The following is a 12,999-nucleotide window of genomic DNA, read 5'->3' as shown; positions in this document are numbered from 1 at the left end:
GTCCCGGTGGGTGTGGGGGGGGGGGGGGCGGTGCAATCCAGACTGTCAAGACCAGGTCAAGGAGTGGACGGCGCGCAGCGCGGCCGCCAGCGGCACGGCGCGCTGCTCCGTCCGGGTGGATCACGGCACGCCGCAGGCCGCCCCGCCACCCTGCTCGGGCACGATCGTTCAGCCCAGCTGTGGCACCCGTTAAGAATTCCTCGATGGACCGCACCCCCCGTGACCAGGCAGATTTCACCCTGCCCGGGCGGTCCACCGCCGCACGCCGGGCCGACCCCGGGCCTGCCGACCGCAGGACCGCCCGCACTTCGCGTCAGGAGCCCTCGCAGTGAAGGCACTCGTCAAGCTGGACGCCGCCCCCGGCCTGTGGATGACCGACGTCCCGGAACCGGAGATCGGCCCGAGCGACGTCCTGATCAAGGTCCTGCGCACCGGCATCTGCGGCACCGACCTGCACATCCGCAAGTGGGACGGCTGGGCCCAGCAGACCATCAAGACCCCGATGACCATCGGCCACGAGTTCGTCGGCGAGGTCGCCGCGCTCGGCGCCGCCGTCACCGACATCAACGTCGGCGACCTGGTCAGCGGCGAGGGCCACCTGGTCTGCGGCAAGTGCCGCAACTGCCTGGCCGGCCGCCGCCACCTGTGCCGCAACACCATCGGCCTGGGCGTCAACCGCGACGGCGCGTTCGCCGAGTACGTCGCCCTGCCCGCCTCCAACGTCTGGGTGCACCGCGTCCCCGTCGACCTCGACGTGGCCGCCATCTTCGACCCGTTCGGCAACGCCGTGCACACCGCGCTGTCCTTCCCGATGGTCGGCGAGGACGTGCTGGTCACCGGCGCCGGCCCGATCGGCATCATGGCCGCCGCCGTCGCCAAGCACGCCGGCGCCCGCAACGTGATGATCACCGACGTCTCCGAGTACCGCCTGGAGCTGGCCCGCAAGCTCGGCGTCACCCTCGCCCTGGACGTCTCGCAGCACACCATCGAGGACGGCCAGCACAAGCTCGGCCTGCGCGAGGGCTTCGACGTCGGCCTGGAGATGTCCGGCCGCCCCGAGGCCATGCAGTCGATGATCGCCAACATGACGCACGGCGGAAAGATCGCCATGCTCGGCCTGCCCGCCGACCAGTTCCCGATCGACTGGTCCGCCGTGGTCACCTCGATGCTCACCATCAAGGGCATCTACGGCCGCGAGATGTTCGAGACCTGGTACGCGATGTCCGTGCTGCTCGAAGGCGGACTCGACCTCAGCCCGGTGATCACCGGCCGGTACGCCGCCCAGGACTTCGAAGCCGCCTTCGACGAGGCCGCCGGCGGCAACTGCGGCAAGGTCATCCTCGACTGGACCACGCTGTAAGCCCTTCTCGGCAGACCCGCTGACTTTTCGTTAGGAGCGACACCCCCGTGTTCGACACCGTCCGCGACGACCTCGCCGCCACCCTCGCCGAGATCCGCGAAGCCGGCCTCTTCAAGCCCGAACGCGTCATCGGCACCCCGCAGTCCGCCGAGATCACCGTCACCTCCGGCACCGGCGGCCAGGTGCTCAACTTCTGCGCCAACAACTACCTCGGCCTCGCCGACCACCCCAAGGTGGTCGACGCCGCCAAGGAGGCGCTGGACCGCTGGGGCTACGGCATGGCGTCCGTCCGCTTCATCTGCGGCACCCAGGACGTGCACAAGGAACTGGAGCAGCGGCTCTCCCAGTTCCTCGGCCAGGAGGACACCATCCTCTACTCGTCCTGCTTCGACGCCAACGGCGGCGTCTTCGAAACCCTGCTGGACGAGCGCGACGCCGTCATCTCCGACGCCCTCAACCACGCCTCCATCATCGACGGCATCCGGCTCTCCAAGGCCCGCCGCCACCGCTACGCCAACCGTGACCTGGCCGACCTGGAGCAGCAGCTCAAGGCCACCCAGGACGCCCGCCGCCGGCTGATCGTCACCGACGGCGTGTTCTCCATGGACGGCTACATCGCCCCGCTCGCCGAGATCTGCGACCTCGCCGACCGCTACAACGCGATGGTCATGGTCGACGACTCGCACGCCGTCGGCTTCGTCGGCCCCACCGGCCGCGGCACGCCCGAACTGCACGGCGTGATGGACCGCGTGGACATCATCACCGGCACCCTCGGCAAGGCCCTCGGCGGCGCGTCCGGCGGCTACGTCGCCGCCCGCCGCGAGATCGTCGCCCTGCTGCGCCAGCGCTCCCGCCCCTACCTGTTCTCCAACTCGCTCGCCCCGGTGATCGCGGCCGCCTCGCTCACCGTGCTCGACCTGCTGGAGACCAGCGACGACCTGCGGGCCAAGCTCGCCGCCAACACCGAGCTGTTCCGCACCAGGATGACCGAGGCCGGGTTCGAGATCCTGCCCGGCGAGCACGCGATCGCCCCCGTCATGGTCGGCGACGCCGCCAAGGCCGGACGCCTCGCCGAGCTGCTGCTGGAGCGCGGCGTCTACGTCATCGGCTTCTCCTACCCGGTGGTGCCGCACGGCGCCGCCCGGATCCGGGTCCAGCTGTCCGCCGCGCACAGCACCGAGGACGTCGAGCGCGCCATCGCCGCGTTCATCGACGCCCGCGCCGCGCTCGGCGAGTAGGACCCCTACAGCCTGGCGCGGGCCAAACCCTCAACCGCGCCATCCGCGACGGGCCGCCCCCATCCCATCCCCCGGGCGGCCCGCCGAAGGCGCGGGGAGCCAACCCCCCGGCTCCCCGCGCCACCCTTCGTGCCGCCCCCATCCCATCCCCCGGGCGGCTCGCAAAAGGCGCGGGGAGCCAACCTCCTCGGCTCCCCGCGCCACCCTCCGGCCACCCGTACGGAGCAGTCCCGCGGCGCTGGCAGAATTGACCCGTGATCGACGCACGACGGCTACGGACCCTGCGGGCCGTGGCCGACCACCGGACCGTGACCGCCGCGGCGGCCGCGCTCTACCTCACCCCCTCCGCGGTCTCCCAGCAGCTCGCCGCCCTCGAACAGGAGACCGGCCACACCCTGCTGGTCCGCGACGGCCGGGGCGTCCGCCTCACCGCCGCCGGCGAGATCCTGCTCGGCCACGCCGACGCCGTCCTCGCCCAGCTCGAACGCGCCGAGGCCGACCTGGCCGCCTACAGCTCCGGCGCCGCCGGCGAAGTCACCGTCGCCGCCTTCGCCACCGGCATCGCCATGGTCCTCGCCCCCGCGATCGCCGCACTCGCCGGCACCAACCCCGGCCTGCGCGTCAAGGCCCGCGACTCCGAGGGCGACGCCAGCCTGCCGATGCTGCTCGACGGCCGCGCCGACATCGCCGTCGCCGTCGAGTACCGCGGCGCGCCACGCCCCGACGACCGGCGGCTCACCCGGCTCCCGCTGTACGCCGAACCCTTCGACGCCGTCCTCCCGCTCGACCACCCGCTCGCCGCCGGCACCGGCCCCGTCGCCGTCGCCGAACTCGCCGACGAACCGTGGATCGGCCCCTACCCCGGCAACCCCTGCCACGACGTGGTCCTGCTGGCCTGCGAGAACGCCGGATTCCAGCCCAGGCTGATGCACTCCTCCGACGACTTCAGCGCCGTCACCGCACTCGCCTCGGCCGGCGCGGGCGTCGCCCTCGTCCCCCGCTCCGCGCTGCGCGCCGCCGACCGCGGCCGGGTCGCCGTCCGCCCCGTCACCAGCGCCCTCGCCACCCGCAAGGTGTTCGCCGCGACCCGGGCCGGCGCCGAACTCCACCCGCTGATCCGGCCCGTCCTGCACGCCCTCGCCGAAGCCGCCGGGCACCTCGACCGCCGCGCCGGGCAAGCCGTCTGACGGCTGATCCGCCGCCGTTAAATCGGTGGACGGAGTGCTTCCGGTTCACTACCGTCGGTGCCCGAACCGCCGGAACCGGGAGGGGGCGCGCCGCGATGGAGCAGCAGCACGAGCAGCAGGGCAGGCAGGAACAGGACGAGCAGCACGATCCGCGGCGCCACGCCTGGGTGCCCGCGCAGCGCGCCGAGCGGCGGGCCGCCCTGGCGGCGCGGGACTACAACCACCAGCCCTACACCGACCCGCACCCGGACGACGCCGTCGCCTTCGTGCTGCGCCTCGCGCAGGGCGGCTACGCCGGCCAACTGCCCGGCGCGGTCGCCGACTTCCGCCGCATGCTGGGCGTGCCGGCGGCGGTGGCGGGCGGTCGGGAGGGCTGACGAACCGGCCGGGCCACCCGCGTCCTGACTGCTCAACAGCGGTCTGACATATGCTGCCGGGTGGCCCGCGCCGGCCGTCAACCACCTTGCAGGAGTGCCCAGAATGAGCGACAACGAGACGGACCTCACCGCCGCCCTTCCGATCGGTGTCATCGGGCTCGGTGACATCGCGCAGAAGGCCTACCTGCCGGTCCTCACCGCGCAACCCGGCCTGGACCTGCGGCTGATGACCAGGGACCGGGCCAAGCTGGACCGGATCGGCGACGCCTACCGGATCCCGTTCCGGACCACCGACCTGGACGAGCTGATCGACTCCGGGATCCGGGGCGCGTTCGTGCACGCCGCCACCGAGCAGCACGTCCCGATCGTGGAGAAGCTGCTCACCCGGGGCGTCGACGTGTACGTGGACAAGCCGCTGGCCTACCACCTGGACGGGGCACGCCACTTGGTCGACCTGGCCGGGCGCACCGGGCGATCGCTGATGGTCGGCTTCAACCGGCGCCACGCCCCCGGCTACCTGCTGGCCGCCGAACGCCCGCGCGACCTGATCGTGCTGCAGAAGCACCGCGAGGGACTGCCCGAGCAGGCCCGCACCCTGGTCTTCGACGACTTCATCCACGTGGTGGACACGCTGCGTTTCCTGGCCCCCGGCGAGATCGAGCACGTGGACGTCCGCTCCCGGGTCCGGGGCGGCCTGGTCGAGCACGTCGTGCTGACGCTGGCCGGCGAGGGGTTCACCGCGCTCGGCCTGATGAACCGGGTCTCCGGCTCCACCGAGGAGATCCTCGAGGTGTCCGGCGCCGACTCCAAGCGCGAGGTCCACAACCTCGCCGACATCGTCGACCACAAGGGCCAGCCCACCGTCCGCCGGCGCGGCGACTGGGTGCCGGTCGCCCGCCAGCGCGGCATCGAACAGGTGGTGCTGCACTTCCTGGACGCGCTGCGGGCCGGCAAGACCCTCGACGCCACCGACGCGCTGCGCACCCACGAACTGTGCGAACTGATCGTGGAGCGCCTCGAGACCGCCTGACGTTCGGATCCCGAACCGCCCTGGCCCCTGCACGGGTCGCTCGAACGAGCGATTCACCCGATCGGTGCGCACCCCGAAAGGATCAGTTCCACCGGCCGCGGGACGGGGCATCCGCCCAGCAGAGCAGCCGCCGACCGGCCGCCGACGAGCCCCTGACCAGGCATCGGACGGCGGCCGGGGGCCGGCGGCGCAACTGTACGGTGGCGGACGAGATCTGACCGCAGGAGAGCCACGTGACCGCACCCGACTCCGGGCACCCGCCTCACGACGGTGAGCAGCCCGACGGCCCGCACCCCGCCGCGGGCCACCCGGACCGGGTGACGTTCCACGCCGGCCGCGAAGGCATCTCCTGGGAGGCCCCCGACACCCCGGCCGACCGGCGCGCCATGCTGCTGTCGCTCGCCATCATCGGGACGGTCGCCACGATCGCCGTCCTCGCCATGAACGCGGCCGGCATCATCACGGCGCTCCCCATCGGCATCAAGTCCCCCGGAGCCGTCAGCACCCCCCACGCACCACCGTCACCACCCGCTTCCACGCCCGTGCCGTCGCCGCCGCTCCCGTCGCCGTCCGCCGAGCCGAGTCCGAGCGTCCCCGCGCCGCGCACCGTCTCGTTCCAGATCGACGTGGTCAGCACCGGGTACGAGCTGATCGACCTGGACGCCCCGAACGACAAGCCGCTCTCCGCTCTGGTCAGTGACGAGGACTGGAACGCGATGTCCGAGGCCGACCAGAAGTCCTACGAGCTCGTCGCCCACGACCACCCGGCGCCCACCCTGGTGCTCGGCAACCTCGCCGCCGTGCTCGCGCCCGGCACCGGGGTCACCGAGGCCACCTGCCGGGAAGCAGCCCGGGCCGGCACCATCAAGAGCTTCCGCTACGCCACCGCCGCCGAACGCCCCGCCAACGACGCCAAGGGCATCCGGGCGGGCGCGACGCTCTGCCTGACCAGCAGCCAGGGCGCCGTGATCGCCCTCCGGATCGCCGACATCCCGTACGACCTCGGCCTGGTCAAGCTCGACGTCACCATCTGGTGAGAGATTCCTACTGGTCGCGGGTCAGGGCGCGGAAGCTCTCCAGTGCCTCCAGCAGGCGGCGGGCCTCCGCGCGGGCGGCGGACGGCAGGGCGGCCAGCAACTCGCCGACCGGCACCGGCTCCCGTTCGGCGAGCCGGCGCAGCAGCGGCTGCGCCTGCGGCGGCGTCAGCGTGCTGCGCAGCACGTGCCCGTTGGCGGCGCACAGCAGCGCTCCGCCGACCGGCTCGTACAGCACCCGGGCGCGGGCCCGCACCGCCGTGCCGTCGTCCAGGGGCCGCGGCGGCTCGGGCGGCGGGACGGGGCACAGACCGGACGCGCTCATGTTGCGGAGCGAGAGCGAGGCGACCCGTTCCGCCATCAGACCGGGGTCGCGGTACCCCTGGAAGACCCGCAGGGTCTGCTCCAGCGCCTCGGGCAGCGTGCCGTCCGCCGGTGGTTCGGGCACCGACAGCGGGGCGGTGGCGGCGGGCAGCCGCACCAGGGCGGCGTCCGGATCGACCATCGTGTCCGGGTCCAGGCCCAGCAGCAGGTCGTCCACGTCGTAGACCGCGCGGTGCGATTCGCGCGGCACGCCGACGTTGACGCTGGTCGCGGCCCTGCCGTCGACGCTCTCGCCGACGTGGTAGTAGCTCGAGGGCCAGTACAGCAGGTCGCCGGGCTCGGGTTCGGCGGTGAACGAGGTGTCCAGGTGGGCCTGGTAGTCCAGCTTGGTGGTCACCGGCTCGGTCCACGGGCGCTCGCGCCAGAACCGCATCCGCTTGTGGCCTTCGAGGGCGAACAGGAAGGTGGCGAAGCGGTCCTTGTGGACGCCGACCGGGGTGTGGTCGTAACTGCCGTGGAAGAGCGTGGTGATCGCCCCCGACAGCGGCATTCCGGTGCGCTGCCACAGCGGTTCGAAGAAAGCCCGCTGGCGCTCCCACTGACCGGCGTGGAAGGCGTGGAAGGCGTGCACGATCAGCGCGTACCGGGTCTCCCGCGAGAAGGCCGCCAACTCGGCGTCCAGCCGCCGCCGGTAGCCGTCGAAGGTGCCGTCCTCGGCGCGCGGGAACCACGCCGCGGGCTCGGACTGCTGGAAGCGTCCGACGGCGAACTGGGCGCTCGGCGGCATCAGGTGCGGGCCGGGCGGCCGGGTGGCGATCGTGGCGGCGGCGAAGACCTCGGGCAGCTCGTAGGGCGCCGGGAGGACGCCCTTGATCAGCACGGGTCGCCGGTCCCAGTAGTGCGTGGTGAACTCGTCCCAGTCGAGCGGGCCCTGGACGACGGCCAGGTCGCTCGCGTGTGCCGTCGTCATCGGTCCGTCCTCTCGCTGCCGGTCAGGTCGATCGCCCGCAGCCGGTGGAGCTTGCGCAGCAGCGCGGTCACGGCGCCGTTGTGCTCGTCCGCGCCCACCGCCCGGCACAGTTCGCCGACCGTCAGTTCGCGGCCGGGCCGCAGCTGCTGGGCGATCCGCTCGCCCGCGGCCCCGGCGATCGGGAAGGTGTGCCCGTTGACGGCCCAGATCCAGCGGCCGGGCCCGTCGGGCAGCCGGACGATCCCGCCCGCCACCCGCAGACGGTGCCCGGGGGTGACGGGGACGTCGGCGCGGGGCTCGGGTGCGGGTTCCAGTCCGGCCGTGGAGTACCAGGCCGCCCACCGGGTGCGCAGCGCGGCGGGCAGCTCCGCGCCCCCGGCCGCCGCGCGGGCCGCCTCGCCGACGGCGACCATCGGGGCGGCCGGGCCGGGCGGCCGGTCGGTGGGCGGGGGGAAGGGCAGGTGGGGCACGGTGCCGTCGTACTCCAGGCGGTTCCGGACGTCCTCGGCCAGCAGGTTCTTGACCGCGCCGGTCGCCAGGCGCTGGGCGCGGGGGACGGAGATCCGCAGCGTCATGCAGCCGTCGTGGTGGTGTTCGCGCCAGCGCGAGCCCTCCGGCCAGTACAGCAGCTCGCCGGCGGTGGCCCGCAGGACGCGGAACCCGCCGTCCGCCTCGGGCAGTTCGGCCTCCATGGTGCCCGCCAGCACCCAGGTCAGGACCGCGTGGTCGGAGGCGCGGCCCAGGCCCCGGGCGCGGGTGAAGCCGTCGCCCTCGGTCAGCTCGGCCTCGACCGGCAGGCACGGCCAGCCGACCTGGTGCCACAGCTCGGTGAGGGTGTCGCGAACGGCCGACCACAACGGCCAGTCGGTGTGCAGGGGTTGGCGGACGCTCAGCAGGAATCCGGCGTCCGGCCCGCTGCCGGCTGGTTCGCCGCGCAGCCGGGCCCGGTAGTCGGCCGGGCTCGCGTCGGCGGCGTCGGGCAGCAGCCGCCCCGGCGCGCCGAGCCAGCCGAGCGCGGTGTGCAGGCGGACCTGCGGCAGCGTCCGGAACACCGTGCCGGCCCGGAACGGCTCGCAGGCGGCGACGATCGTGCGGTGCAGGTGGGCCGGGTCCGCCGGGGCGGGTGCCGGGAGCAGCGCGGGCTCCTTGCCCCAGACCCGGGCGAGGAGTTCGGTCCAGTCGGTCGCGATCACGCCTTGACCCCTTCGTTCTCGGGCGCCGGGCAGCTCTCGGGCGCCGGGTGGTTCTCGGGCGCCGGGTGGTTCTCGTGCGCCGGGTACTTCTCCGCCAGCAGGGCGGCGTAGTCGGCGAGCGGGGGGAGGCCGACGGTCGCGCGGCGCTCGTCCACCCGGTCCTCGTCCTCGATCGGGCAGGGGCGCAGTTCGCCGCCCGCGACCCGTTCGAACTTCGTGCCGTACAGCTGCGGGCGGCCCTCGGCCCGGCGCAGCGAGTCGGCGAGGTAGGCGGCGTCGCGCCGGTGCATGTCGCCGCGCTCGGCCGCCGCCTCGATCAGCGCCAGGCACTCGCGGGCGAAGGCGAGGTCGCCGGTGTGGTGCTGGAGCAGCGCGCTCGCGACCGTGGCGGCCTCCCTGCCGACCAGGCCGTGGCCGGGCCAGCCGTGCTCGGCGACCACGCCGCGCAGCCAGGCGATCCCGGTGGCGGTCAGCCGGTCGAGTTTCGCCTCCAGGTCGGTGTCGGTGAAGCCCCCGCGGGCCCAGGGGTCGCGCAGCGAGGCGTCGATCCGGCCCAGGCGCAGCAGCCGTTCGCGGACCTCGGCGGCCGGGCTGCTCAGCGGGTCGATGCGCAGCCGCAGGGTCGTCTCGTTCCACAGGTAGGTGATGCTGCGGGCCGCCCCGGGCCAGTCGAAGGACGCCTCGCCCTCGCGCGGGCCGCGCAGGCTCAGCCGCACTCCGCGCCCGGGGTCGTACAGGTCTTCTCGCTGCGGATCCAGGTCGCCGTACACGTGCTCGACCGCGTCGCGCAGGGCGATGCCGAGGCCGGCGAGGTCCAGCTTGCCGCCCTCGCGGACGGCGGCGACGGGCGGCCACGGGCGGTCCGCGTTCCACTGCGGGGCGCCGGCCGGGTCGGTGCGCGGTGCGCGGCCGGGCGGCATCCGCATCGCGAGCAGCGGGCCGCCGTCGGCGGTGCGGAAGAAGTACGGGACGTCGCCGCGGGCGAGCTGCTCCGACTCGCTCTCGCTGAACGGGAGTTCGCCGCCGTCCGGGTACTCGGCCGTCGGGCGGGCGATCACCCGCACGACGTGGCCGGCGGCCCGCTCCGCGAGGAACTCGGCGATCCTGGCCCGGTTTCGGCACATCAGCGTCCAGGCGTCGAACATGCCGCGCAGCATGGCCGTCAGGTGGGGGCCGTATCCGGTGCGGCCCTCGGTGTCCCCGACCACGGTGCGGGTCTCGGTCCGGGTCAGCGGCAAGGTCCGCCGCTCCAGGCGCAGCGAGCCGTCCGGTTGGGGGCGCCAGCAGGTCGCGGGGCCGTCCAGGTCGCACCAGCGCGCGAGGTTCTCCAGGCCGGTGTGGTGCTGCGCGGAGACCGCGGGATCGAACAGCAGCCCGGTCTCGAACAGACGCTTGGTGTCGGCGAAGTACGCCTCCAGATCGACCGGGAACGGCAGCGGTTCGCCGTCCTCCGGGCGCTGCCCGATCAGCAGGTTGCCGCCGATCAGGTCGGTGATCCCGAAGGCGAACGCGGCGGCTGCCAGCGACCCGGCGCGGTGCCAGTAGCGGTCTGCCGCAGTGGAGTCGAGGATGGCACCGCGCAGGCTGAACCCGCCGTCGGCGCGCAGGACGCCCCACGCGTCCGGCGGTTCGATCCACTCCTGCCAGGAGTAGCACGCCCGGTCCGGGCCGCTGCCCGGGCGGATCCGCATGGTCGGCAGCCGGACCGGGCCGGACGCCGGGGGCAGCGCGTCGAGCAGGGCGAACACCGAGCCCTCGGTGGCCAGGAAGAGCAGTTCGCCGGTCGCCGGTCGCGGCTTGTACGCCAGCCGGGCGCCGTCGGCGAATTCGACGCGCAGCACCCGCTGGCCGCCGTTGTGGGTCTCGTCGCCGTTCGCCCACAGGCCGGTGACCCGGTGTTCGGAGGGCCGGTCGCGGGTCAGCCGCTCGACGAACAGGGTGAGGAACTCCAGGAACTGCCCGGCCCGCCCGGCGGCGAAGGCGGCGGCGCGTTCGGGCGGTCCGCCGACGCAGCTCTCCAGGGTCTCGGTGAGCAGCGGCCCGAACAGGTCCGCGTTCTCCGGCCGCAGTGCCTGCGGATCGATCAGCCGGGGGTCGGCGCCGGCCCGCGCGGACCAGGCGTCGATCTGCCGCAGCACCTCGTGCAGCGGCGCGAAGCGGGCGTCGGCCAGTGCGTGCTCCAGGGCCCGCGCCTCGGACGGGCCGCCCAGCGGGCGTTCGACGGCGAGCGTGCCGTCCGGCCCGGGGACGGCCACCGGCGGGAACGCCCGGCCGGCCCCGCCCTCGGCCAGCGCCGTCAGCAACCGGCGTGTCACGGGCGGGAGTTCGGGCGCACGGCCGGTGTCGCCGTGGTCGCGCAGTTCCATTCGGCTCCTGGTCGGGTGGTCGATGCGCGACGCCGCGCGGCCGGTCGGGCCGGCCGCGCGGCGTCGTGGTGCTGCGTGGTGCCTGAGGCCTGTTCGGCCGTGAGGCCTAGAGGTACGGGCTGCAGTAGATGCGGGCGCACGTCCCGGCCGTCGGCGCGGCGCTGTCCGCCGGAAGGCTCTGCTCCAGGTCGCCGATCACCAGGTCGAACTCCTCGTCCACGGTGAGGGTGGAAGCAACGGTCGTCTCCATCGATTTCTCCTGTCGGTAGAAGTGGCACAGCAGGAGTCGGGCACCGCCGGATCCGGCGGCACCGCGACGTTCTTTCGGGGGAGTTGCTCCAGGTGCGGCGCGCCGGGATTTCTTACTGCAGCGCGCAGTACATGTGGTTGATGGCGCAGGTCGAGGCACTCGGCGTGTGCTCCGGAGCGTCCAGCTCCAGTTCGCCGACCATGAGGTCGAACTCCGCGTCGGTGACGAGGGTTTCGCCCTTGGGCGCTTGCAGGGTAGGAGCTTCCACGAGAGTCCTCCTGGCAAGAGTGCACGACTGGCCACCGCAACATCCGGTGACGGGGCGTCGTGCGGTGGACTGAATCAGCCGTGGCCGCGCATGACGTGACCGCGTCAGCAAGTGTTTACCCAGTGGAACCGGTTCGTCAACACAACTTCCACACGTAACACCAGCATTGGCTGTCACAGCCCGGCCCGGTGTCCGTGCGGCCCGCTACTGTCGCCCGCGCGGAACGGGACGGAAAAGGGAGTGACGGGTGGGACGGCGGGCGGTGCTCGACCACTTGGTGGCGTTGCTGGCGGAGTCGGCCTGGGGCGACGCGCTGGTGCTGCGCGGGAGCATGGTGCTGCCCGCCTGGGTGGGGGAGGCGGCACGCGAACCCGCCGACCTGGACTGGGTCGTGGAGCCGTCCACCCTGGTGCCCGTCGACCTGGCCGACCCCCACCCGTACGTCGAGGAGTTGACGGCGGTTCAGCAGTGGCCCGAGGCGGCGGACGGCGCGGCCCGGTACGAGATGTGGGCGTTCGAGGAGTTCGAAACGCGCGGCCTGCGCGCACACCTCCCACCCGAGGGGTGCCACTGGGTGCCGGAGGCCGAGACCGACACCGACGGGCCGGAGGCGGTGCTGCGCGAACTGATCGCCCGGCACCCGGTCGCCGCCCCGGGCATCGCGCTCGACCCCGACTCCGTCCGCGTCGACGGCGGGTGGACGTACCAGGACGACGGCGAGGTGCCGGGCGTGCGGATCGCCGTGCGGTGGACGGCGGACGGGCGGCCGGCGGGCGAGGTGAGCATCGACTTCGCGCGCGACGAACGGCTGCCCGAGCCGCCCGTGCTGACGGCCCTGCCGCGCGGTGACGGCGCCGGGGCGACGGTGGTGCGGACGGCGAGCAGGGAACTCTCGCTCGCCTGGAAGCTGCTGTGGCTGCACGCCGACAGCCACGGCGCCGAGGGCCGGGCCCGGGCCAAGGACCTGTACGACGCCGTCCTGCTCGCCGAAGTGTGCACCCTCACCCCGGGCCTCCTCCGCCGCGTCCTCGCCCGCGAACCCGGCCACCCCGGGCGGCTGCGGCTGGACACCCTCGCCGTCGCCCCGTCCGACTGGGCGGACCTGCGGGCCGCCGACCCCCGGATCACCGGCACCGCCGACGAGTGGCTCGGACGACTGCGGACCGCCCTCGCCCCGCTCCATCCGTAGGCCCTGCCCGGCCGATCTTGCCGAGCGCGCGTCGCCGGGTCATCCGGCAGGACCGGTCGGCTAGGCCCGGGCCGGTCAGTCGGTCGAGCAGCAGTCCGCGGCCCTGCCGTGCCCGGGCCGGTCAGTCGGTCGAGCAGCAGTCCGCGGCCCTGCCGTGCTGCGCCGGGGCGGCCTGGCCGGCCGATCTTGCCGAGCGCGTGCCGCCGGGTCATC

Annotated in this window: 12 protein-coding genes; 7 read left to right on the top strand and 5 right to left on the bottom strand. The window is 73.8% G+C overall.

Annotated elements, in window-relative coordinates; all coding sequences use genetic code 11:
- Window positions 1-328 precede the first annotated feature (328 nt).
- From tdh to ACIHEI_RS26590, 6 genes are all read left to right on the top strand, one after another.
- Window positions 329-1,360, top strand: coding sequence for an L-threonine 3-dehydrogenase (gene tdh, locus ACIHEI_RS26615; protein WP_387641191.1), 1,032 nt, complete (start codon window positions 329-331; stop codon window positions 1,358-1,360).
- Window positions 1,361-1,407: 47 nt separating this feature from the next.
- Entirely contained in the window at window positions 1,408-2,598 is a 1,191-nt protein-coding gene (locus ACIHEI_RS26610; RefSeq protein ID WP_396608362.1) for a glycine C-acetyltransferase, read from the top strand.
- A 254-nt stretch (window positions 2,599-2,852) separates the two neighbouring features.
- The gene (locus tag ACIHEI_RS26605) at window positions 2,853-3,785 is read left to right on the top strand and encodes a LysR family transcriptional regulator (protein ID WP_396608361.1); all 933 of its coding nucleotides are present in this window, start codon (window positions 2,853-2,855) and stop codon (window positions 3,783-3,785) included.
- A gap of 95 nt (window positions 3,786-3,880) precedes the next feature.
- Window positions 3,881-4,162 (top strand): hypothetical protein, encoded by a 282-nt coding sequence (locus ACIHEI_RS26600; RefSeq protein ID WP_396608360.1) that lies wholly within the window; start codon window positions 3,881-3,883, stop codon window positions 4,160-4,162.
- A gap of 103 nt (window positions 4,163-4,265) precedes the next feature.
- On the top strand, window positions 4,266-5,192 hold the full coding sequence (locus ACIHEI_RS26595; protein WP_392951488.1) for a Gfo/Idh/MocA family protein: 927 nt from the start codon (window positions 4,266-4,268) through the stop codon (window positions 5,190-5,192).
- A gap of 233 nt (window positions 5,193-5,425) precedes the next feature.
- Window positions 5,426-6,229: a hypothetical protein gene (locus ACIHEI_RS26590; RefSeq protein WP_396608359.1), complete on the top strand. Its 804-nt coding sequence runs from the start codon at window positions 5,426-5,428 to the stop codon at window positions 6,227-6,229.
- 7 nt (window positions 6,230-6,236) lie between these two features.
- Here ACIHEI_RS26590 and ACIHEI_RS26585 read toward each other — a convergent pair whose 3' ends face one another.
- The 5 genes from ACIHEI_RS26585 to ACIHEI_RS26565 all read right to left on the bottom strand — a co-directional run bounded on the left by ACIHEI_RS26585 (window position 6,237) and on the right by ACIHEI_RS26565 (window position 11,597).
- On the bottom strand, window positions 6,237-7,520 hold the full coding sequence (locus tag ACIHEI_RS26585) for a JmjC domain-containing protein (protein ID WP_396608358.1): 1,284 nt from the start codon (window positions 7,518-7,520) through the stop codon (window positions 6,237-6,239).
- Window positions 7,517-8,713, bottom strand: a complete 1,197-nt coding sequence (locus tag ACIHEI_RS26580) for a hypothetical protein (RefSeq protein WP_396608357.1) — start codon at window positions 8,711-8,713, stop codon at window positions 7,517-7,519. Before ACIHEI_RS26580 ends, ACIHEI_RS26585 begins: the two co-directional genes overlap by 4 nt.
- Window positions 8,710-11,079, bottom strand: coding sequence for a DUF4135 domain-containing protein (locus ACIHEI_RS26575; RefSeq protein ID WP_396608356.1), 2,370 nt, complete (start codon window positions 11,077-11,079; stop codon window positions 8,710-8,712). The genes ACIHEI_RS26580 and ACIHEI_RS26575 overlap by 4 nt, the downstream gene beginning before the upstream one ends.
- 106 nt (window positions 11,080-11,185) lie before the next feature.
- Window positions 11,186-11,329 carry a hypothetical protein gene (locus ACIHEI_RS26570; protein ID WP_387641212.1) on the bottom strand — a complete coding sequence of 48 codons (144 nt, stop codon included), beginning with the start codon at window positions 11,327-11,329 and terminating at the stop codon, window positions 11,186-11,188.
- A 112-nt stretch (window positions 11,330-11,441) separates the two neighbouring features.
- The gene (locus ACIHEI_RS26565) at window positions 11,442-11,597 is read right to left on the bottom strand and encodes a hypothetical protein (protein ID WP_387641214.1); all 156 of its coding nucleotides are present in this window, start codon (window positions 11,595-11,597) and stop codon (window positions 11,442-11,444) included.
- Window positions 11,598-11,844: 247 nt separating this feature from the next.
- Here ACIHEI_RS26565 and ACIHEI_RS26560 point away from each other — a divergent pair, with 247 nt between their 5' ends.
- Window positions 11,845-12,786 carry a nucleotidyl transferase AbiEii/AbiGii toxin family protein gene (locus ACIHEI_RS26560; RefSeq protein ID WP_396608355.1) on the top strand — a complete coding sequence of 314 codons (942 nt, stop codon included), beginning with the start codon at window positions 11,845-11,847 and terminating at the stop codon, window positions 12,784-12,786.
- The last annotated feature ends 213 nt before the right edge of the window (window positions 12,787-12,999 follow it).

The sequence above is a fragment of the Kitasatospora sp. NPDC051984 genome, from assembly GCF_044593455.1.
Taxonomy (GTDB): domain Bacteria; phylum Actinomycetota; class Actinomycetes; order Streptomycetales; family Streptomycetaceae; genus Kitasatospora.
This window is presented reverse-complemented; position numbering and strand designations above follow the sequence as displayed.